General features: G+C 75.1%; 22 protein-coding genes. 13 read left to right on the forward strand and 9 right to left on the reverse strand.

Annotated features, from left to right (window positions below; translation table 11 throughout):
* Positions 1-107 precede the first annotated feature (107 nt).
* Both ACQZ2A_RS06890 and ACQZ2A_RS06895 read left to right on the forward strand, forming a co-directional pair.
* Positions 108-578, forward strand: coding sequence for a T3SS (YopN, CesT) and YbjN peptide-binding chaperone 1 (locus ACQZ2A_RS06890; RefSeq protein ID WP_430208765.1), 471 nt, complete (start codon positions 108-110; stop codon positions 576-578).
* Positions 575-1,354 carry an enoyl-CoA hydratase/isomerase family protein gene (locus ACQZ2A_RS06895; RefSeq protein ID WP_430208767.1) on the forward strand — a complete coding sequence of 260 codons (780 nt, stop codon included), beginning with the start codon at positions 575-577 and terminating at the stop codon, positions 1,352-1,354. Before ACQZ2A_RS06890 ends, ACQZ2A_RS06895 begins: the two co-directional genes overlap by 4 nt.
* Positions 1,355-1,358: 4 nt before the next feature.
* Here the strand turns inward: ACQZ2A_RS06895 and ACQZ2A_RS06900 are convergent, their stop codons facing one another.
* Genes ACQZ2A_RS06900 through ACQZ2A_RS06910 form a run of 3 tightly spaced genes read right to left on the reverse strand, consistent with a single transcriptional unit; the run spans position 1,359 to position 3,456 of the window.
* Positions 1,359-2,054: an anti-sigma factor family protein gene (locus tag ACQZ2A_RS06900; RefSeq protein WP_430208769.1), complete on the reverse strand. Its 696-nt coding sequence runs from the start codon at positions 2,052-2,054 to the stop codon at positions 1,359-1,361.
* Positions 2,051-2,596: a sigma-70 family RNA polymerase sigma factor gene (locus tag ACQZ2A_RS06905; RefSeq protein ID WP_430208771.1), complete on the reverse strand. Its 546-nt coding sequence runs from the start codon at positions 2,594-2,596 to the stop codon at positions 2,051-2,053. Before ACQZ2A_RS06905 ends, ACQZ2A_RS06900 begins: the two co-directional genes overlap by 4 nt.
* A 17-nt stretch (positions 2,597-2,613) precedes the next feature.
* The gene (locus ACQZ2A_RS06910; RefSeq protein ID WP_430208773.1) at positions 2,614-3,456 is read right to left on the reverse strand and encodes a DUF4394 domain-containing protein; all 843 of its coding nucleotides are present in this window, start codon (positions 3,454-3,456) and stop codon (positions 2,614-2,616) included.
* Positions 3,457-3,734: 278 nt separating this feature from the next.
* Here ACQZ2A_RS06910 and ACQZ2A_RS06915 point away from each other — a divergent pair, with 278 nt between their 5' ends.
* The 7 genes from ACQZ2A_RS06915 to ACQZ2A_RS06945 all read left to right on the forward strand — a co-directional run bounded on the left by ACQZ2A_RS06915 (position 3,735) and on the right by ACQZ2A_RS06945 (position 9,654).
* Positions 3,735-4,523 (forward strand): electron transfer flavoprotein subunit beta/FixA family protein, encoded by a 789-nt coding sequence (locus tag ACQZ2A_RS06915; RefSeq protein ID WP_430208775.1) that lies wholly within the window; start codon positions 3,735-3,737, stop codon positions 4,521-4,523.
* A 32-nt stretch (positions 4,524-4,555) separates the two neighbouring features.
* A complete protein-coding gene (locus ACQZ2A_RS06920; protein WP_430208778.1) occupies positions 4,556-5,515 on the forward strand; it encodes an electron transfer flavoprotein subunit alpha/FixB family protein in 960 nt (319 codons plus the stop codon).
* A 23-nt stretch (positions 5,516-5,538) separates the two neighbouring features.
* A complete protein-coding gene (locus tag ACQZ2A_RS06925) occupies positions 5,539-5,949 on the forward strand; it encodes a VOC family protein (protein WP_430208781.1) in 411 nt (136 codons plus the stop codon).
* A gap of 46 nt (positions 5,950-5,995) precedes the next feature.
* Positions 5,996-7,180, forward strand: coding sequence for a cysteine desulfurase family protein (locus ACQZ2A_RS06930; RefSeq protein ID WP_430208783.1), 1,185 nt, complete (start codon positions 5,996-5,998; stop codon positions 7,178-7,180).
* Positions 7,180-8,262, forward strand: a complete 1,083-nt coding sequence (mnmA, locus tag ACQZ2A_RS06935) for a tRNA 2-thiouridine(34) synthase MnmA (RefSeq protein WP_430208785.1) — start codon at positions 7,180-7,182, stop codon at positions 8,260-8,262. The genes ACQZ2A_RS06930 and mnmA overlap by 1 nt, the downstream gene beginning before the upstream one ends.
* Positions 8,252-8,611 (forward strand): TraR/DksA family transcriptional regulator, encoded by a 360-nt coding sequence (locus ACQZ2A_RS06940; protein WP_430208787.1) that lies wholly within the window; start codon positions 8,252-8,254, stop codon positions 8,609-8,611. The genes mnmA and ACQZ2A_RS06940 overlap by 11 nt, the downstream gene beginning before the upstream one ends.
* Before the next feature lie 68 nt (positions 8,612-8,679).
* Positions 8,680-9,654: a pirin family protein gene (locus ACQZ2A_RS06945; RefSeq protein ID WP_430208789.1), complete on the forward strand. Its 975-nt coding sequence runs from the start codon at positions 8,680-8,682 to the stop codon at positions 9,652-9,654.
* Positions 9,655-9,723: 69 nt separating this feature from the next.
* On the opposite strand, the gene ACQZ2A_RS06950 is transcribed toward ACQZ2A_RS06945, so the two are convergent.
* The 3 genes from ACQZ2A_RS06950 to ACQZ2A_RS06960 all read right to left on the reverse strand — a co-directional run bounded on the left by ACQZ2A_RS06950 (position 9,724) and on the right by ACQZ2A_RS06960 (position 11,943).
* Positions 9,724-10,002, reverse strand: a complete 279-nt coding sequence (locus ACQZ2A_RS06950) for an excalibur calcium-binding domain-containing protein (RefSeq protein ID WP_430208792.1) — start codon at positions 10,000-10,002, stop codon at positions 9,724-9,726.
* Positions 10,003-10,289: 287 nt separating this feature from the next.
* Positions 10,290-10,511 carry a hypothetical protein gene (locus ACQZ2A_RS06955; protein ID WP_430208794.1) on the reverse strand — a complete coding sequence of 74 codons (222 nt, stop codon included), beginning with the start codon at positions 10,509-10,511 and terminating at the stop codon, positions 10,290-10,292.
* A 10-nt stretch (positions 10,512-10,521) separates the two neighbouring features.
* Positions 10,522-11,943, reverse strand: a complete 1,422-nt coding sequence (locus ACQZ2A_RS06960; protein WP_430208796.1) for a PLP-dependent aminotransferase family protein — start codon at positions 11,941-11,943, stop codon at positions 10,522-10,524.
* A gap of 81 nt (positions 11,944-12,024) precedes the next feature.
* Here ACQZ2A_RS06960 and ACQZ2A_RS06965 point away from each other — a divergent pair, with 81 nt between their 5' ends.
* Genes ACQZ2A_RS06965 through ACQZ2A_RS06975 form a run of 3 tightly spaced genes read left to right on the forward strand, consistent with a single transcriptional unit; the run spans position 12,025 to position 14,905 of the window.
* Positions 12,025-12,930 (forward strand): DUF1272 domain-containing protein, encoded by a 906-nt coding sequence (locus tag ACQZ2A_RS06965; protein WP_430208799.1) that lies wholly within the window; start codon positions 12,025-12,027, stop codon positions 12,928-12,930.
* The gene (locus tag ACQZ2A_RS06970; RefSeq protein WP_430208801.1) at positions 12,927-13,931 is read left to right on the forward strand and encodes a methionine synthase; all 1,005 of its coding nucleotides are present in this window, start codon (positions 12,927-12,929) and stop codon (positions 13,929-13,931) included. The genes ACQZ2A_RS06965 and ACQZ2A_RS06970 overlap by 4 nt, the downstream gene beginning before the upstream one ends.
* Positions 13,931-14,905 carry a DMT family transporter gene (locus tag ACQZ2A_RS06975; RefSeq protein ID WP_430208802.1) on the forward strand — a complete coding sequence of 325 codons (975 nt, stop codon included), beginning with the start codon at positions 13,931-13,933 and terminating at the stop codon, positions 14,903-14,905. Before ACQZ2A_RS06970 ends, ACQZ2A_RS06975 begins: the two co-directional genes overlap by 1 nt.
* Before the next feature lie 10 nt (positions 14,906-14,915).
* Here ACQZ2A_RS06975 and ACQZ2A_RS06980 read toward each other — a convergent pair whose 3' ends face one another.
* On the reverse strand, positions 14,916-15,749 hold the full coding sequence (locus ACQZ2A_RS06980) for an alpha/beta fold hydrolase (protein ID WP_430208805.1): 834 nt from the start codon (positions 15,747-15,749) through the stop codon (positions 14,916-14,918).
* 91 nt (positions 15,750-15,840) lie between these two features.
* Positions 15,841-17,061 carry a PucR family transcriptional regulator gene (locus tag ACQZ2A_RS06985; RefSeq protein WP_430208806.1) on the reverse strand — a complete coding sequence of 407 codons (1,221 nt, stop codon included), beginning with the start codon at positions 17,059-17,061 and terminating at the stop codon, positions 15,841-15,843.
* A 119-nt stretch (positions 17,062-17,180) separates the two neighbouring features.
* Between ACQZ2A_RS06985 and ACQZ2A_RS06990 the strand changes: the two genes are divergently transcribed.
* A complete protein-coding gene (locus ACQZ2A_RS06990; protein WP_430208808.1) occupies positions 17,181-17,966 on the forward strand; it encodes an SDR family NAD(P)-dependent oxidoreductase in 786 nt (261 codons plus the stop codon).
* A 28-nt stretch (positions 17,967-17,994) separates the two neighbouring features.
* Here ACQZ2A_RS06990 and ACQZ2A_RS06995 read toward each other — a convergent pair whose 3' ends face one another.
* Complete coding sequence (locus ACQZ2A_RS06995; protein WP_430208809.1) at positions 17,995-18,504, reverse strand: hypothetical protein; 510 nt, start codon at positions 18,502-18,504, stop codon at positions 17,995-17,997.
* Positions 18,505-18,535 lie beyond the last annotated feature (31 nt).

Here is an 18,535-nt window from a genome sequence, read left to right on the forward strand (position 1 = left end):
TGTACTACCGGATCCATCGCGACGGCGACCTCACCTCCGGCGAGGGCCCCGCCCGTCGAGCCCCGGCCCCGCCCCGACCCCGCGCGCCGCGTGGATACGGTGGACCCATGACCGACCCCAGCTCGCTGCCCAACTTCCCGCCGCCCGCGAACGAGCACCCTCTGCGCGGGCGCGTGCTCGACGTCCTCGTCGACCTCGGGCTCGCCCCGAACATCGACGGCGACGGTGACGTCGCCTTCACCGTCAACGAGCAGCAGCTCTTCGTGCGGTGCACCGAGGGCGACGTCGAGGTGATGCGGGTCTTCGGGCAGTGGCAGATCCAGGACGAGCTCATCGGCGACCGGCTGAAGCTGCACGAGACGTGCAACGAGATCAACCTGCACATGAACCACGTGAAGACCGGCATCGCGGGCACGACGCTCGTCGTCACCGGCGAGCACGTCGTCACCCCGGGCGCCGACCTCAACGTCCTCACGCAGGTGTCGGTGCAGGTCATCCTCTCCGGGGTCCACCTCTGGCACCAGCGCGTCCTCGGGCTCGACCCCGAGACCGGCGAGCCGACGGGGGAGGGGCAGTGACCGACCTCGTCCGCCTCGAGGTCGAGGACGGCATCGGCACGGTCCGCCTCGACCGTCCGCCGATGAACGCGCTCAACGCCGAGATCCAGCACGGCCTGGTCGCGGCGTGCCGGGAGGCCTCGGAGCGCAAGGACGTCTCGGCCGTCGTCGTCTGGGGCGGCGAGAAGGTCTTCGCCGCGGGCGCCGACATCAAGGAGATGGAGACGATGTCGTCCACCGACATGGTCGACCACTCCGCCCTGCTCCAGGACTTCACCCGGTCCCTGGCCCGCATCCCCAAGCCGACCGTCGCCGCGATCACCGGGTACGCGCTCGGCGGCGGGTGCGAGGTCGCGCTGGCCTGCGACTGGCGGGTGGCCGCCGACGACGCGAAGCTCGGCCAGCCCGAGATCAACCTCGGCATCATCCCGGGCGCCGGCGGTACCCAGCGCCTCGCCCGGCTCGTCGGGCCGGCGAAGGCCAAGGACCTCGTGTTCTCCGGCCGCTTCGTCGACGCCCAGGAGGCCCTGGCGATCGGCCTCGTCGACCGCGTCGTCCCCGCGGCCGAGGTGTACGCCACCGCCCGTGGGCTCGTCGAGCGCTACGTCGGCGGCCCCTCGTACGCCCTGCGCGCGGCCAAGGAGGCCATCGACCGCGGGCTCGAGGTCGACCTGGAGAGCGGCCTGGAGGTCGAGCGGATGCTGTTCGCCGGCCTCTTCGCGACGCAGGACCGGGCCATCGGCATGAAGCACTTCGTCGACAAGGGCAAGGGGCCGGCGCCCTTCGAGGGCGCCTGAGGGCTCACGCCCCCGGAGCGCTCGGGAAGCTCGACTGCGCGAGCACGGTGCCGTCGGCGTCGAGGACCTCGAAGCCGGCGGCATCGGCGCGCAGCACCGACGAGTTGAGGTTGCAGACCATCGAGCGGGGGCCGGTGCCGACGAACTCGCCTGCAGGGTAGTCGCGCCCGTCCTCGCCGAGCACCACGACCCGGTACCGGTCACCGGCCGCGAAGCCGCTGGCGGTCAGCCGTACCTCGACGCCCCAGGTGTGGGGGACGACTCCGGCGCTCGCGGTGACGCCGGACGCCTCGACGGCCACGGGCACCGCCTCGAACGGCTGGGGCGGCGGCTCGGTGAGCCGGACACCGGTGAGCGTCAGCGCCGCGGCCACCGCGGCGGCGGCCGCGGCGACCCCGGCCGTCCGCCACGCGCCGGGTCGCCGCACCCGCCGCTGCTCGGTGGCGACGGCGGCACCGACGCGCTCGAGCAGGTCGGCCGGCGGCTCCGCGAGCTCGGGGGCCCGGCCGCGCAGCGCGGCCAGCGCGCCGGCCGCGGGGGTCAGCTCGGCGAGGTCCGCGCGGCACGCGGCGCAGGTGTCGAGGTGGGCCTCGAGAGCGGCCGCGTCGGTGGCGTCCAGGTGGCCGAGCAGGTACGGGCCGACGAGCACCCGGACCGCCTCGTGGTCGGGCCCGCGCAGGGCCTCCTCGGCGTCGGTCATGGCTCCACTCCCATCTCCTCCATCGCGACCCGCAGCGCCTTGAGCCCGTAGAACACCCGGCTGCGGAGGGTGCTCACGGGGATGCCGAGGGCGGCCGCCACCTCGTCGTAAGGGCGGCCGAGCAGGTAGGTCTGGGTCAGCGCCTCCCGGTGCGCCTCGCCGAGCCGGCCGAGCGCCTCCTCGACGAGCCAGCCGTGCACGAGGGCGTCCCAGTCGTCGGTCGGCGGCGCCCCGCGGGCCAGGGTCTCGTGGTCGGCGAGGGCGCGCAGCCAGGGCCGGGCCTCGCGCACCCGGTGCAGGTCGATGCAGACGTTGCGGGCGATGCCGAAGAGCCAGGTGCGCAGGGCCGCGACCTCGGGGTCGTACCGGTCCCGGGCCCGCCAGGCCCGCAGGAAGGTCTCCTGCACCGCGTCCTGCGCGAGCCCGGCGTCCCCGAGCGTGCGCAGCGCGAAGCGGTAGAGCTCACCGCCGTGGGCGGTGTACGCGGCGCGGACCCCCTCCTCCTCGGCGAGGGAGGGGGTCCGCGGGCGTCGGATCGGCACGAGGGGGTCGGTACGGGTCAGCGACCGGTCGGGACGGCGAGGTCGTGGACCTGGAGGCCGCGCGGGAAGGAGCCCTCGCGCTTCACCGAGCCGCCGAGCAGGTCGACCGCGTAGAGGCCGGCCTTCCCGCCGACGGTCAGCGTCGCCCAGCCGCGGTTGCGGGTGTCGATGTCGAGGCCTGCCTTCGTCGCGTCGACGCCGAGCTTCCCGGTGGGGGCGAGGCTGCCGGCGTTGGCGGGGGACTGCAGCGCGACCTGGTCCATGGCCGTGTCGATGTCGAACAGGCTCGTCGCCGTCGCGGCGTCGTTGTCGTTGTTCGTGTAGGCCGCGGCCGTGACGCCGGTGGCCGGGGTCGCGGCCGGCGCGTAGGCCAGCGTGCCGTCGGCGATGGTCGTGCCACCGGGGTTGACGTCGTGGCGGAGGTTCTGGCCGGTGTCGCTGATGACGCGCAGGCGGTCGGCGGCCGGGTTGAAGTCGACGCCGAAGGAGGTGCCGGAGAGGGCGACCGAGAGGCGGTTGACGAGCGTCGCGGTCGGGGCCTTCTTCCACAGCAGGTGCTGGGTGGGCACGGTGACGGTGTAGACGCCGCCCTTGTTCCCGACCGCGTAGAGCTTGCCGTCGGCGGGCCGGCGGTCCAGGCCGACGAGGGCGGTGTCGCCCGTCAGGCCCTTGACCTCGCCGAGCGAGCGGGCCGACTCCGGGCGGTCGAGGCGGAACCCGACGAGGGTGCGGTCACCCGCCAGCCCGACCGTCGGGTTGCTGCCCAGCGGGGAGAGGGTGGCTGTGGCGGCCGGGGCCATCGGGACGGCGAGGGCGAGGCTGAGGGCGCCGGCGGCGACGAGGGTGCGCGTGCGGTTCATCGGGTGCTCCTGGTGTCCGGTGGGGGTCTGCCACCGGTGGGTACGGGCGCCGACGCGTGCGCGTTGAAGGCCGTCGACAGGTGTTTCGGAACTGCGCCACGGGCCGGATGCGACGCCGGGCCGGGCGCGGCGGTCCGACGGCGATCCCTCGACGGGGTGGTGACCGTCACGCCTCCCGGGTGGTGAACGAGCGCTCACCGGCTGAGAGGATGGACGGCGATGCGCGCCGGGCACCCCGGGCGCGAGCCACCGACCGAAGGAAAGAGGACGAGGCACGCATGAACATCGTCGTCTGCGTCAAGTACGTCCCGGACGCGCAGTCCGAGCGGACGTTCCAGGAGTCCGACAACACCGTCGACCGTGCCGTCGACGGCCTGCTGTCCGAGCTCGACGAGTACGCCGTCGAGGAGGCCCTGAAGATCGTCGAGGCCGCCGGCGAGGGTGAGGTCACCGTCGTCACGGTCGGCCCCGAGGCCGCCGCCGACGCGCTGAAGAAGGCGCTCCAGATGGGTGCGCACCAGGGCGTCCACGTCCAGGACGAGGCGCTGCACGGCTCCGACGCCGTCGGCACCTCGCTCGTGCTCGCCAAGGCCGTCGAGAAGGTCACCGACGGCAGCCCCGAGCTCGTGCTCACCGGCATGTCCTCGACCGACGGCGTCATGGGCGTCGTCCCCGCGATGCTCGCCGAGCGCCTCGGCCTGCCGCAGGTCACCTACGCCTCGGAGCTCACCGTCGGCGACGGCACGGTCACCATCCGCCGCGACGGCGACACCGCCTCCGAGACCATCGAGGCCTCGCTGCCCGCCCTGGTCTCGGTCACCGACCAGATCAACGAGCCGCGCTACCCCTCCTTCAAGGGGATCATGGCGGCGAAGAAGAAGCCCGTGCAGGTCTGGTCGCTGGCCGACCTCGGCGTCGACGCCGGTGACGTGGGCCTCGAGGCCGCGTGGACCTCGGTCGTCTCCTTCGCCAAGCGCCCGCCGCGCGAGCAGGGCCAGATCGTCACCGACGAGGGCGACGGCGGCACCAAGCTCGCCGAGTTCCTCTCCGCCCAGAAGTTCCTCTGAGCCGCGCCGACCAGGACCAGGAGCACACAGACATGGCCGAAGTACTCGTCCTCGCCGACCACGCCGGGGGGCGCCTGCGCAAGGCGACCGCCGAGCTGCTGACCCTCGCCCGCCGCCTCGGTGAGCCCTCCGCGGTGCACGTCGGGCCCGGCGCCGAGACCGCCCAGAAGACCTACGCCAAGTACGGCGCGCACAAGGTGTACGTCGTCGACGACGCCGACGCCGCCTCGTACCTCGTGGCCCCGCAGGCCGAGATCCTCGCGCAGCTCATCGAGAAGACCTCTCCCGCAGCGGTGCTCATCCCGAGCAACGCCGCCGGCAAGGAGATCGCCGCACGTCTCGCCATCAAGTCGGGCTCGGGCCTGATCACCGACGCCGTCGACGTGCGCGCCGGTGACGACGGCGCCCCCGAGACCACGCAGTCCGTGTTCGCCGGCTCGTACACGGTGACCGCCAAGGTCACCCACGGCACGCCGATCATCTGCGTCAAGCCCAACTCGGCCGGCATCGAGGCCGCGCCCGAGGCCGGTGCCGTCGAGACCGTCGAGGTGGGCGTCAGCGACGCCGCGAAGGCGGCCCGCATCACCGACAGCCAGCCGAAGAAGGCCACCGGGCGCCCCGAGCTCACCGAGGCGGCCATCGTCGTCTCCGGCGGGCGCGGCACCGGCGGCGACTTCGGCCCGGTCGAGGAGTTCGCCGACAGCCTCGGCGCCGCGGTCGGCGCGAGCCGTGCCGCCGTCGACGCCGGCTGGTACCCGCACAGCAACCAGGTCGGCCAGACCGGCAAGCAGGTCTCACCGCAGCTGTACGTGGCGGCGGGCATCTCCGGGGCCATCCAGCACCGGGCCGGCATGCAGACCTCGAAGACGATCATCGCCGTGAACAAGGACGAGGAGGCGCCGATCTTCGAGCTCGTCGACTTCGGCGTCGTCGGCGACCTGTTCTCGGTCCTGCCGCAGGCGACCGGCGAGGTCAAGAAGCGCAAGGGCTGATCCCGCGGGACTACGGTCGGTCGATGGGGACCTCGCCGCGACTGCTGCACACCGTCATCGACACGACCGACGTCCGGGGCAGCGCCGAGTTCTGGCGCGAGCTGCTCGGGCTCGTCTACCGGCCCGGTGACGAGGTGCCGGCCGACGGTGCGGACGACGCCGACTGGCTCGTGCTCACCGAGGCCGACGGCACCCGCCGGCTGGCCTTCCAGGAGGTCGAGGAGCTGACGCCCACGACGTGGCCGGCCCACGACGTGCCGATGCAGCTGCACCTCGACCTGACCGTCGAGGACGCCGAGGACCTCGAGCGGCAGCGGGCGCGGGCCGAGGCGTTGGGGGCCCGGCTGCTGCTCGACCGCACCGACGACCCGGACGAGCCGCTCTACGTCCTCGCGGACCCCTCGGGGCACCCGTTCTGCCTGTTCCCGGGGTGATGCCGGCCGCCGGGCGGGCGGCGCCCGAAACGTAGACTCGGACCTCGTGAGCCACTACCTCGACCACGCGGCGACCACGCCGATGCTGCCCGCGGCGGTCGCGGCCTGGGTCGAGACCTCGGGCCGGATCGGGAACGCCTCCTCGCTGCACGGGTCGGGCCGCGCGGCGCGCAAGGTCGTCGAGGAGTCGCGCGAGCGGATCGCCGCCTCGCTCGGCGCCCGGCCGTCGGAAGTCGTGTTCACCTCCGGGGGCACCGAGGCCGACAACCTCGCGGTCAAGGGGACGTGGGCGGCCCGCCGGGACGCCGATGCGCGCCGCACCCGCGTCGTCTCCAGCGGCATCGAGCACCACGCCGTCCTGGACCCCGTCGAGCACCTCGTCGCCGCGCGCGGCGCCGCGGTCTCCTGGCTCGAGCCCGACCGCTGCGGCCACGTCGCCGTCGACGACCTGCGCGGCGTGCTGGCCGAGCACGCCGCCGACGCGGCGCTCGTCACCGTCATGTGGGCGAACAACGAGGTCGGCACGGTCCAGCCGGTCGCCGAGCTCGCCGCCGCCGCGCACGAGCACGGGGTCCCGTTCCACACCGACGCCGTGCAGGCCCTCTCGCACCTGCCGGTGCGCTTCGACGAGTCCGGCGCCGACCTGATGTCGGTCACCGCGCACAAGATCGGCGGACCCGTCGGCGTCGGGGCCCTCCTGGCCCGCCGCGACGCCGTGCTCGTCCCGCAGCTGCACGGTGGCGGCCAGGAGCGCCAGGTGCGCAGCGGCACCCTCGACGTCGCCGGGGTGCACGCGTTCGCCGTCGCCCTCGACGAGACCGTCGCCAGCCGTGACGTCGAGGCCAAGCGGGTGATGGCCCTGCGCGACCGGCTCGTCGAGGGGGCGCTGGCGCTCGGGCTCGGCATCACCGTCAGCGGATGCTGGACGGCGGGCGATGCCACCCGCCGCCTGCCCGGCAACGCCCACCTGCTCGTCCCGGGCTGCGAGGGCGACTCCCTCCTGTACCTGCTCGACGCCGCGGGTGTCGAGTGCAGCACCGGCTCGGCCTGCCAGGCCGGTGTGCCGCAGCCGAGCCACGTCCTCCTCGCGATGGGGCACGGCGAGGCCGAGGCCCGTGGTGCGCTGCGACTCTCGTTGGGGCACACCTCGACCGATGCCGACGTCGATGCCGTCCTCGCCGCGCTGCCGGGTGTCGTCGAGCGCGCCCGGCGGGCCGGCGGGCTGCTCTGATGCGCGTCGTCGCCGCGATGTCCGGCGGGGTCGACTCCGCCGTGGCCGCCGCCCGGATGCTCGACGCCGGCCACGACGTCGTCGGGGTGCACCTGGCCCTCTCGCGCTCGGCGGCGACCCTGCGCGAGTCGGCCCGCGGCTGCTGCACCATCGAGGACGCCGGCGACGCCCGCCGGGTCGCCGACCGGCTGGGCATCCCGTTCTACGTGTGGGACCTCGCCGAGCGGTTCGAGCGCGACGTCGTCGAGGACTTCGTCGCCGAGTACGCCGCCGGCCGCACCCCGAACCCCTGCCTGCGCTGCAACGAGTCGATCAAGTTCGCGGCCCTGCTCGACCGCGCCGTGGCGCTGGGCTTCGACGCCGTCGCGACCGGTCACTACGCGCAGGTGGTCGAGGGGCCGGCCGGGCGCGAGCTGCACCGGGCGGTCGACCCCGCCAAGGACCAGTCGTACGTGCTCGGGGTGCTCGACGCCGAGCAGCTGGCCCGCTCGTTCTTCCCGCTCGGTGACACGGTCAAGGACGGTGTGCGGGCGGAGGCGGCCGAGCGCGGCTTCGCCGTGGCGCGCAAGCCGGACAGCCACGACATCTGCTTCATCCCCGACGGCGACACCCGCGGCTTCCTCGCGCGCCGGCTGGGGGAGCGGCCCGGCGAGCTCGTCGACGCCGTGTCGGGCGAGGTGGTCGGCACCCACGCCGGCGCCCATGGCTTCACCGTCGGGCAGCGGAGGGGGCTCGGCATCGACCGGTCCCGGCTCGACGGCGACCCCCGGTTCGTCGTCGAGGTCGACGCGCCCCGCAACCGGGTGGTCATCGGCACGGCCGACCTGCTCGGGGTGGACCTCGTCGAGGGTGCCCACCTGCGCTGGTGCGGCCCGGCCCCGGACGGCGAGGTCGCCGTCGGTGCGCAGCTGCGGGCGCACGGGGCCGAGGTGCCGGCGACCGCCCGGGTCGTCGGCGACGGCGTCGAGGTGCGCCTCGCCGAGCGGGTGCGCGGTGTGGCGCCCGGGCAGTCGGTGGTCCTCTACGACGGCACGCGCGTCGTCGGGTCGGCGACCATCACGGGGACGGGCCGTGCCGCCTGACCCGGGCGACCGCCTCGAGGCCGAGCGCGCCGAGCTCCACGACCGGCTCGTGACGATGGAGGCCGACATGGCCCGCCTCGTCGAGGCCTCCCTCGACTCCAACGCCGACGACGAGCACGACCCCGAGGGGCAGACCATCGCCTGGGAGCGCTCGCAGCTGGCCGCGCTGACCGCCGGGGCCCGGCAGCACCTCGCCGATCTCGACGACGCCCTCGCCCGCGTCGCCGACGGCACCTACGGCACCTGCACCGTCTGCGGGGAGCCGATCCCGGAGGGCCGGCTCGAGGCCCGGCCCACCGCGCGGACGTGCGTGCAGCACGCCGGCGCACCCACCGACCGGAATAGTTGAAGCATCAACTACTGTTGGACGCCGTGACCCTCCACCGCGGAGGACGACCACCGAGGAGCGTGAACGACATGCCAGCCGTGACCGTCGAGAACATCCTGACCCTGCCCCGGGTCACCGAGCCCGGCGTCGAGGCCGTCTCGCGCCCCGTGCGCTCCATCACGACCGCGCCGCAGGGCTTCGAGGGTGAGGGGTTCCCCGTGCGCCGCGCCTTCGCCGGTGTCGACCTCGCCGCGCTCGACCCGTTCATCCACATGGACCAGATGGGCGAGGTCGAGTACGCGCCCGGCGAGCCCAAGGGCACCGCGTGGCACCCGCACCGCGGCTTCGAGACCGTCACCTACATCATCGACGGCACCTTCGAGCACCGGGACAGCACCGGTGGCGGCGGCACCATCACCAACGGCGACACGCAGTGGATGACGGCCGGCTCCGGCCTGCTGCACATCGAGGTGCCGCCGGAGTCGCTCGTGATGTCCGGTGGGCTCTTCCACGGCCTCCAGCTGTGGGTGAACCTCCCGAGCCACCAGAAGATGTCGCCGCCGCGGTACCAGGACATCCGCGGCAACGACGTCGCCCTGCTCTCCAGCCCCGATGGTGGCGCGCTGGTGCGCGTGATCGCCGGTGAGCTCGACGGGCACGAGGGGCCGGGCATCACCCACACGCCGATCGTCGCGCTGCACGTCACGGTGGCGCCCGGTGCGCGGGTGCGGCTGCCGTGGAACCCCGCCTACAACGCGCTGGTCTACGCGCTGAACGGCAAGGGCTCGGTCGGGCCGGACCGCCGACCGCTGCGGATGGGCCAGCTCGCGGTGCTCGGCGGTGGCGACGTCGTCGAGGTCGGTGCCGACGAGAGCCAGGAGTCGCGCAGCCCGAGCCTGGACCTCTACATCCTCGGCGGGCGGCCGATCCGCGAGCCCGTCGCGGCGTACGGCCCGTTCGTCATGAACACGCGGGACGAGCTCGTGCAGGCCTTCGAGGACTTCCAGGCCGGCCGGCTCGGGACCATCCCGGCCGAGCCGCACCCGGGGCACGACGTGCTCTGAGGTCGCCCAGGACCGCCGACGCCCCCGTCACCGTGAGGTGGCGGGGGCGTCGTCGTGCGGCGTTCTCGCTCAGCGCTTCTCGCAGGCGATGCCGTCCTTGTCGCGGTCCAGGCCCTTGTTGGCGCGCATGGCCTCGGCGTAGAGCTTGTCGCTCTTCGTGAAGGTCGTGACCGGCTTCCCGGAGGTGCGGTCCTTCGCCTTCTTCTTGCCGACGCCGTGCTTGTAGGTCTTGTTGACGGTCGTGCAGTTCTTCCACTTCGCCGGGACGGCGCTCGCCGGGGCCGCGGTCGCGGTCCCGAGGGCGAGGGTGGCGGCCGCGAGCACGGCCGGGATCATCGACTTCTTCACGTGCTGTTCCCTCCCTGGGTATCCCGGCCACCGTAGGGCGGGACCCCTGCGGACGCCGCATCCCCGGGTCGAGGTCGAGCCGTTCGGGGGAGGAGTGCGACGTCCGCGCCGAGAGAGCTCCCTGTGCGGCCTGGCAGGGATGCTGCACGATGGCGCAGCAACTTCCGCGTCATCGGGCACCTTCTCCGTCGTCACGGGGATGGCGCGGAAGAGCGGTCGTGACAGGGATGCATCCGCGTCATCGAAGAACTTCCCCGTCGTCACCGTGATGACGAGGAAGTTCGTGGTCAGCGGCCGCGGTTGCGGGGGTGCTGGCGGGCCTGTCGCTCGTTGCCGCGCCGGTAGTTGCCGGTGAGCCGCGCCATCAGCTCCTGGGGGTCGCCGCGCTCGACGTCGTCGAGGAAGTCCCGCGCCCGGGCACCGCGCAGCACGGTGGCCACCCGGCCGTGGTGGCTGACGACGACCTCGTCGCCGCGCTCGTGCCAGGTGAAGCCCTCCGGTCCGCCCATGACGTCCAGCCTAGGGCGCCAGGGCCCGGGCCAGCCGGCGGACGGCATCGTCCGCGGCCGTCTCGGGCAGCCCGGCGTAGCAGAGCACGAGGCCGCGCACGGAAGTCCGGACGGCGTAGGCCGAGAGCGGGCTGACGGCGACGCCGGCGGCGTGGCACCGGTCGGCGACCTCGTGGTCGTCGACGTCGTCGGGCAGCCGGAGGACCACGTGCAGCCCGGCGTCCACGCCCTCGAGGGTCGCGCCCGGCAGGTGCTCGGCCACGGCGGTGACGAGGGCGCCGCGCCGGGCGGCGTAGGTGCGGCTGGCCCGGGCGTGGTGCGCCGCCAGGGCCCCCGAGGTGACGAGCTCGGCGAGGGCCAGGCCGGTCGCCTCGTTGACGACCAGCCCGCGCGACTCCAGCGTCACCCGCAGGGCGTCTCGCAGGTGAGCGGGCGCCGCGACCCAGGCCACCCGCAGCGAGGGCGCCAGCAGCTTGGAGGCCGTCCCGACGTAGACGACGTGGTCCTCGGCGCCGGGGAGGGAGCGCAGCGCCGGGAGCGGTGAGACGTCGTAGCGGAACTCGCCGTCGTAGTCGTCCTCGAGGACCAGGCCTCCGGTGTCCCGCGCCCACTCCAGCAGCGCGACCCGGCGGGTGACCGGCATCCGGGCGCCGAGCGGGTACTGGTGCGACGGCGTGACGTACACGGCGCGGGCACCGTCCGGCAGGAGGGCGGGGTCGAGACCGTCGGCGTCGACCGGGACCGGGTGCGTGCGGACGCCCTCGGCCGCGAAGGCCGTCCACGCCTCGACGTAGCCGGGGTCCTCGAGGGCGACGGAGGCGCCGACGAGCCCGAAGGCCTCGGGCAGGGCGCGCAGCGAGGCCCCGACGCCCGGGACGACGAACAGGTCGTCGGGGTCGACGACGACGCCCCGGCCCCGCCGGAGGTGGTCCGCCAGGACGCGGCGCAGGTGCGTGTGGCGCGGCACCTCACCGGCGTCGTTGCCCGGCAGGGCATCACCGACCGCCCGCCAGGCCCTCCGCCACGCGGCGCGGTCGAGGAGCGAGGTGTCGGGGCGCCCGGGCCGCAGGTCGAGTCGCGGTGCCGCCGGGACCGGTTCGGGCGACGGTGGGCGGACGCGGCCGGTCTCCGGGACGTGCGTCGCCGCCCCGGCCCGGGCGGCCGTGTCGGCCCCGGGAGCGACGACCGCGCCCGAGCCCGCCCGCGAGCGGAGGAAGCCGGCGGCGGCGAGCTCGTCGTAGGCGGCCACCACCGGTCCCCGCGAGACGCCGAGCGCCGCCGCGAGCGAGCGGGTCGAGGGCAGGGTGTCCCCGGGGCGGAGCCGGCCGGTGCGCAGCGCCCCGACGACGGCGTCGGCCACCCGGTGGCGCAGCGGGGCCGGGGAGTCGTCGAGGACGAGCGGCACGTCGACGGCGCGGGGGGAGCGGGCCATGGCGCCGACCATAGTGGTCCTCGACGAACGAGCGATAGTGGACCTTCTCGGTGGTCCAGTGGTGTTGGCAGGATGGACCCCGTGAGCCTGGAGATACGTCCGTCGTGCGAGTGCTGCGACACCGACCTGCCCGCCGACGCGGTGGGCGCCGTCGTCTGCTCGTTCGAGTGCACCTTCTGCTCGGGCTGCGCCGAGCACCTCGGCCGGGAGTGCCCGAACTGCGGGGGAGCGCTGATGCCTCGGCCCACCCGCGTCGGCGACGCACTGCTGCGGCACCCGGCGTCCACCGAGCGCGTCGTGCGTGAGGAGCCGTGTCCCGGACGGGGGTACGAAGGCGGAGCGGCCCCCGTGGAGCGGCTCACCCGCAAGCCGGAACGGGGGACCTCCGACCGCGCCGACCTCGACGCCCTCCTCGACGAGGTGCTGGCCGGCACGCTCTCGACCGTCGTCGACGGCCGCCCCTGGTGCGTCCCGATGCTCTTCGCCCGCGACGGCGACCGCATCCTCCTCCACGGCTCCACCGGGGCCGGCGCGCTGCGGCAGGTGGCGGCCGGCGCCCCGGCCGCCCTCACGGTCGTCTCCGTCGACGGCATGGTCGTCGCGCACACGACCTTCGAGTCCTCCGCCAACTACCGGTCCGCGGTGGTCCACGGCGAGCTCGTGACCCTCGACGACGCCGACCGCGAGCGGGCGCTCGACGCCCTCTCCGAACGGCTCGTCCCGGGCCGGACCTCCGAGGTGCGTCCGATGACCCGGCGCGAGCAGGCGGCGACGCTCGCGATGGCCCTGCCGATCACCGACGGCCGGTGGGTCCTCAAGGCGCGCAGCGGCGGCCCGGGGGACCCGGACGAGGAGACCACCGCCTGGACCGGCGTCGTGCCGTTCCGCACCGTCGCGGGGAGCCCCGAGCCCGCACCCCACGCCCTCGCCGCCGGCGCGCCCGTCCCCGCCTCCGTCCTCGGCCTCGTCGAGCGGTGGTCCCGGTGAGCGCGCCGATGCCGGTGCGCGCCACCGGGATCGGCTCGTGGCCGGGGAACTCGGTACGCGAGGCGGTCCGCACCGTCCGCGACCTGCTGCTCGACGGCGACGGCCTCGGCATCCCCTTCCTGCCCGAGACCCCCGGCCGCGGCCCGGGCTCGGAGATGGTCGGCCGTGCCGCCGGGATGCTCGTCGACCTCGCGGTCGACCTCCAGCCGAGCGGCTGGCGCCTCGTCGACCGCCCGGGCCGCGATGCCGCGCGCACCGCATCCCTCCTGCGCGAGGACCTCGACGAGCTGGCCGAGGCCTACGACGGCTACGAGGGCGGACTCAAGGTGCAGGTCTGCGGGCCGTGGACCCTCGCCGCCACCCTCGAGCTGACCCGCGGCGAGCGGGTCGTCACCGACCCCGGCGCCGCCGCCGACCTCGCCGCCTCGCTCGCCGAGGGCGTCGCCTTGCACGTGGCCGACGTCCGTCGGCTCGTCCCCGGGGCCGAGGTGGTCCTCCAGCTCGACGAGCCGGCCCTGCCGGCCGTCCTCCAGGGCTCTCTGCCCACGGCCTCGGGCTACGGGCGGGTGCGGGCGGTCGACCCGCAGGTCGTCGCCGGCACGCTGCGCGACGCCCTCGCCGCGCACGACGGCCCCACCGTCCTGCACTGCTGCCACCCGCAGGCGCCCGTCCCGCTGCTGCGCTCCACCGGTACCGGTGCGCTGGCCCTCGACCTCACCGCCGCCTCGCCGGCGCGCTGGGAGTCCGTCGCCGCCACCCTGGAGGCCGGCACCGGCGTGTACGCCGGCGTGCTGGCCACCGACGGCTCGACCACCGACACCGTCGCGGTGCGCACCGTCCTCGAGGGGCTCGAGCGGGCCGGGCTGGCCACCGCGGACGCCCACGGCCTGGTCGTCACGCCCACCTGCGGCCTCGCCGGACTCACACCCGAGGGGGCCCGCAGCGTTCTCCGGACGGCGCTCGACACCGCGCGCCGTCTCGTCGAGGAAGTGGGTCCCTGATGGCGCAGCCGCGCGTGCCCTGGCAGGTCAAGTTCGTCGCCCTGGTCCTCATCTGGGGGTCCAGCTTCCTGCTGATGAAGGTCGGCCTTGAGTCCCTCGACCCCGTGCAGATCTCGGCCCTGCGCATCCTCACCGGTGCGCTCGTCGTCGGCGGCCTGCTCGTCGCCGGGGGTGGCCGGCTCCCCACCGGGGCACGCACCTGGGGCCACCTCGTCGTCTGCGGCTTCTTCCTCGCGACCCTGCCGTTCACGCTGTTCGCCCTGTCCGAGACGCGGATCGCCTCGGCGCTGGCCGGCATCGGCAACGCCGCCACGCCGATCGCCACGGTGCTCGCGACCATCGCGATCCTGCCGGGCGCCCGGGTCACGGGCCGGCGCCTCGTCGCCGTCGGGGTGGGCTTCGTCGGGGTCGTGACGATCATGCAGCCCTGGACCACCACCCAGGGCCCGGACCTCGTCGGCTTCTCGATGGCCCTCGCCGGGGGCGCCAGCTACGGCCTGGGCTGGACCTACAACCGGCGCTTCCTCGCCGGCGCCGACCTCGGCGGCCTCGCCATGCCCACCGCGACGCTGCTCACCGGGCTGGGCCTCATGGTGCCGGTGACCCTGGTGTGGGCCGCGACGACGCCGCAGGGGCTCTCCGCGATCACGGCGTACGCGCCCGCGACCGACGTGCCCGGATGGCTGCCGCTGGTGTGCGTGCTCGCGCTCGGCGTCGTCGGCACGGGCTTCGCCTACGTGCTCCAGTTCGACGTCGTCCGGGGCGCCGGACCCGTGGTCGGCTCGACCATCACCTACCTGATCCCGGTGGTGTCGGTGCTCCTCGGCGTGCTGGTCCTCGGGGAGCGGCTCGGCACGTGGCAGGTCGTCGGGTTCGCCGTCGTCCTCGCGGCCGCGTGGGTGGTCAACCGCAGCCCGCGCTCACCCGAGGTGCGGGCGGTGAGCGAGCGGGAGCAGGCCGCGCGGTCGGCCTGAGGCCGAGGGCTCACCGGGCGAGGAAGCCCGTGAGCTCGTCGACGAAGGTCTGCGGCTGCTCGACGAACGGGAAGTGCGAGCCGCCCTCCTCGGCCCCGAACACGCGCAGCCGCGATCCCGGGATCCGGTCGGCGATCCACTCCTGGGACGCCGGGTCGACGTGGCTGGAGCGGCCGCCGACGACGAGCGTCGGGCGGTCGATGCGCGGCAGGACGTCGCGCCAGTCCTGCATCACGTGGTCGAGGAGCAGCCGCGTGCCGAAGTCGACGTCCATCGCGAGGTTCTCGCCGAGGAGCCACCCGACGAGGTCCTCGGGGACGTCGTCGCTGAGCATGGAGCGCAGGAAGGCCTCGCGGGCGGCACCGCTGTCCTCGCCGAGCAGCGCCCGGCAGAAGCCCTCGGCGCCCGGCATGTCGAGGATCGCCCCGGCAGCCTGGGCGTCGGCGGCGTCCATCCACGGCAGGCGGGTGCAGACGCTCGGCTGGTCGAGGAGCACGAGGCGGTCGACGCGGTTGCTGCCGTGGGTGTCGAGGTAGCTCCAGAGGACCGAGGCCCCCATCGAGTGCCCGAGGAGGTCGACGCGCTCGAGTCCCAGGTGGTCGAGCAGGTCGTGCAGGTCGGCCGCGAGCGTGGCGATGCGCGCCCCGCCGGCCGGGCGGCCCGAGCGTCCGTGGCCGCGCTGGTCGTAGGTGACGACGCGGCGGTCGGCGGCGAGCGGCTCGACGACGTGGTCGAAGGTCGCCTGCGACTGGGACCAGCCGTGGAGGAGGACGAGCACCTGCTCGCCGGACCCGGCCTCGCGGTACTCGATGGGGCAGCCGTCCCGGGTGGTGAACGTGCTCATGCGACTCCTCCGTCACGTCGTCGTGCGGTCCTGCGGTCCCTCCGATCCTCGGTACCCCGGCCCGACACGGGAACCGACGGCCGACGGGAGTTCAGCCCTGCCGTTCCTCGCTCTGTCGGAAGGCGTCGAGCCGGTCGAGGACGTGCAGGCCGAGGTGCAGCTCGAGGCGGACCCGGCCGTCGCCGAGGTCGGCGCCGACGTGCTCGGCGATGCGGTCCAGCCGGTAGTAGAGGGAGGTCCGGTGGATGAACAGGTCCTCCGCGGTCCGAGGGGCCGAGCCGCCGCGGTCGAGGAAGGTCCGCAGGGTCTCGACGAGGTGGCCGCCGGTGCGGGCGTCGGCCTCGCGCAGGGCGAGCAGGCCCGGGGGGACGGCGGTCTCGTCGAGGTCGAGCGGGTCCAGCCGCAGCAGGACGGCGTCGACGCCGAGGTCGTGGTGGGGGAGCACCTGCGGGCGCCCCGGTCGGCCCGCGCCGGAGGCGGCCAGCCGCGCGAGGCGGGCCGAGCGCCAGGCGTCCGCCGGGTCCGGGACGGCCGGTCCGGTGCCGGCCACCCACTCCCGCGGCGCGCCGGCGGCCCCGGACAGGCGGGTGACCCACCGGGAGACCGCGGCCTCCACCGCACCGTCGGACGGGCAGGCGGGTCCGCACCAGAGGAGCAGCGCCAGGGTGCCGTCCGCGACGACGAAGGGCGCCGTGCCCACCCCGGGAGCCGGTGACGAGGCGCCGCGCAGCACCCGCAGCGGCGGGACGTCGGTGTCGTGGCGCCCGAGCCGGACCGCCGCGACCCGCGTGGAGCCGGCGCCGTCCCAGGCCCCGGCGGCCTCGAGGGCCCGCCGGGCCGGCACCCGGGCCGCGGGGTCGGTCCCGAGCAGCGCGCCCACCTCCTCCTCGAGCCGCGCCACGCGCCGCCGGTGGGCACCGGCCTCGAGGAGGCCGCCGATGCGCTCGGCCGTCCGGCGGAGGAGCTCGACCTCCTCGGGCGTGAGGGTGGCGTCGGCGTCGATGACGAGCAGCATCGCGAGCAGCTCGCCCCCCACGCGGACCGGGACGCAGCGTCGCGCGGTGAGGCCGAGGTCCGCGCGGGCCGGGACCACGCCGTCAGAGGTCCATTCGGCGACGCCGGAGGCGAGGACGTGGGCGGCGACCTCGGGCCCGGCATCGCGCTGGAGCACGGCCCGGATCCGGACGGGGTCCTCGTCGCCGAAGTGGCGGCTGGCCCACAGGAGGCGGACGCCGGGGTCGTTGACGACCACCGAGCGCCGCAGCCGGGCCGCGAGCTCGTCGACCAGCTGCTGGGGATCGTCGTCGACCACGGGCTGATCCTACAAAGCGAGGACGCCCGGTGCGGCCCCTCCGGCACGCCGACGGTGACCGACCGGGGGCCGCGGGCAAGGCTGGGCACACGGAGGGAACCGAGCGTCGAGGAGGACCGATGGCCGACGAGCTGGCCGGAGCGGTGGCCGTCGTGGTCGGCGCCGGGTCGAGCGGTGAGGCCGTGAGCAACGGCGAGGCCGCAGCCCGCACCTTCGCCGCCGAGGGAGCCGCCGTGCTCGCCGTCGACCGGGACGGCGCCGAGGCCGAACGGGTCGCCGCCCTGGTCGAGGCCGCCGGCGGGCGGGCCGTGGCCGTCCGTGCCGACGCGACGGACCCCGAGGCGATGTCCCGCGTCGTCCGCCGCTGCCTCGCCGACCTCGGGCCCCCGAGCGTCCTGCACAACAACGTCGGCCTCGCCCGCCTCGGTGGTCTCGAGGACCTCGACGCCGGGGACTGGGACCGGGCGCTCTCGGTCAACCTCCTGTCTGCGGTCGTGGCGTGCCGGGCCGTGGTCCCGGTGATGGTCGCCCACGGCGGCGGGAGCGTGGTCAACGTGTCGTCGGTGGCCAGCACCCGGTCCACGGGGTACGACTACCTCGCCTACGGGGTCGCGAAGGCCGCGCTCAACCGGCTGACCGCCGGGCTGGCGCTGGAGTACGCGGACCGCGGGGTGCGGGTCAACGCGGTCCTCCCAGGACTCATCGACACCCCGATGGCCCGACGCCTGCACGCCGAGCAGGGCGGGGGCGACCTCTCCGCCCGGGACGCGGCGAGCCCGACCGGGGCGATGGGCACGGTGTGGGACGTGGCCAACGCGGCGCTGTTCCTCGCCTCGCCCCGAGCCGCCTACGTCAGCGGCGTCTGCCTGCCCGTCGACGGTGGCCTGAGCGCCCGCGCCGGCTGACCCCGGGCGCTCCGTGCCCGGCGCCGGCTCACGGCCGGTCGTCCTCGCCCGCGCCCGGGAGCGCGCGGCCCGCGTGTGACTCCTCGAGGGCCTCGGCCGCCCGCCGCCACGAGCGCTGCGCGAGGAGGCCGGCGACGACGGACACCACCCCGAGCACCACGAGCCCCACGCTCATCGGCGTGAGCCCCTTGCCCGGGCCGCCGTCGAAGCGCCAGGGGGTGGCGATGAACACCCCGCTCGTGAGGGCCAGCCCACCGATGACGACCACGGGGTCCCAGCCGGACGGCCGGCGCTGGTGGATCCGCCACCCCGCCACCGCGACCCACACGAAGAGGACGACCGCCACCAGGGCCACCGGCGCCAGGAGCACCCGGACGAAACCGGGCGGGTCGCCGTCGACGGGGGAGCGGACCAGGCTCAGGGCGTACCCGACCACGACGAGCAGGACCACGCCCCAGACGAGGGCGAGGCCGGTGCCCACGGCCCGCCAGAGGTCGGCGGAGTGCACCTCGTGGTCCGGGTCGTGTGCCGTGCCCATGGGAGGCCGTCCGTGTGTCGTCACCGCGTCG

The organism is Phycicoccus avicenniae (genome assembly GCF_050496545.1).
GTDB lineage: Bacteria > Actinomycetota > Actinomycetes > Actinomycetales > Dermatophilaceae > Phycicoccus > Phycicoccus avicenniae_A.

Excerpts from the sequence above, each read along its gene's own strand:
- ACQZ2A_RS06890 (WP_430208765.1), top strand. The coding sequence starts at position 108 with ATGACCGACCCCAGCTCGCTGCCCAACTTCCCGCCGCCCGCGAACGAG.
- ACQZ2A_RS06900 (WP_430208769.1), bottom strand. The coding sequence starts at position 2,054 with ATGACCGACGCCGAGGAGGCCCTGCGCGGGCCCGACCACGAGGCGGTC.
- ACQZ2A_RS06910 (WP_430208773.1), bottom strand. The coding sequence starts at position 3,456 with ATGAACCGCACGCGCACCCTCGTCGCCGCCGGCGCCCTCAGCCTCGCC.
- ACQZ2A_RS06915 (WP_430208775.1), top strand. The coding sequence starts at position 3,735 with ATGAACATCGTCGTCTGCGTCAAGTACGTCCCGGACGCGCAGTCCGAG.
- ACQZ2A_RS06920 (WP_430208778.1), top strand. The coding sequence starts at position 4,556 with ATGGCCGAAGTACTCGTCCTCGCCGACCACGCCGGGGGGCGCCTGCGC.
- ACQZ2A_RS06925 (WP_430208781.1), top strand. The coding sequence starts at position 5,539 with ATGGGGACCTCGCCGCGACTGCTGCACACCGTCATCGACACGACCGAC.
- mnmA (WP_430208785.1), top strand. The coding sequence starts at position 7,180 with ATGCGCGTCGTCGCCGCGATGTCCGGCGGGGTCGACTCCGCCGTGGCC.
- ACQZ2A_RS06945 (WP_430208789.1), top strand. The coding sequence starts at position 8,680 with ATGCCAGCCGTGACCGTCGAGAACATCCTGACCCTGCCCCGGGTCACC.
- ACQZ2A_RS06955 (WP_430208794.1), bottom strand. The coding sequence starts at position 10,511 with ATGGGCGGACCGGAGGGCTTCACCTGGCACGAGCGCGGCGACGAGGTC.
- ACQZ2A_RS06960 (WP_430208796.1), bottom strand. The coding sequence starts at position 11,943 with ATGGCCCGCTCCCCCCGCGCCGTCGACGTGCCGCTCGTCCTCGACGAC.
- ACQZ2A_RS06975 (WP_430208802.1), top strand. The coding sequence starts at position 13,931 with ATGGCGCAGCCGCGCGTGCCCTGGCAGGTCAAGTTCGTCGCCCTGGTC.
- ACQZ2A_RS06980 (WP_430208805.1), bottom strand. The coding sequence starts at position 15,749 with ATGAGCACGTTCACCACCCGGGACGGCTGCCCCATCGAGTACCGCGAG.
- ACQZ2A_RS06990 (WP_430208808.1), top strand. The coding sequence starts at position 17,181 with ATGGCCGACGAGCTGGCCGGAGCGGTGGCCGTCGTGGTCGGCGCCGGG.
- ACQZ2A_RS06995 (WP_430208809.1), bottom strand. The coding sequence starts at position 18,504 with ATGGGCACGGCACACGACCCGGACCACGAGGTGCACTCCGCCGACCTC.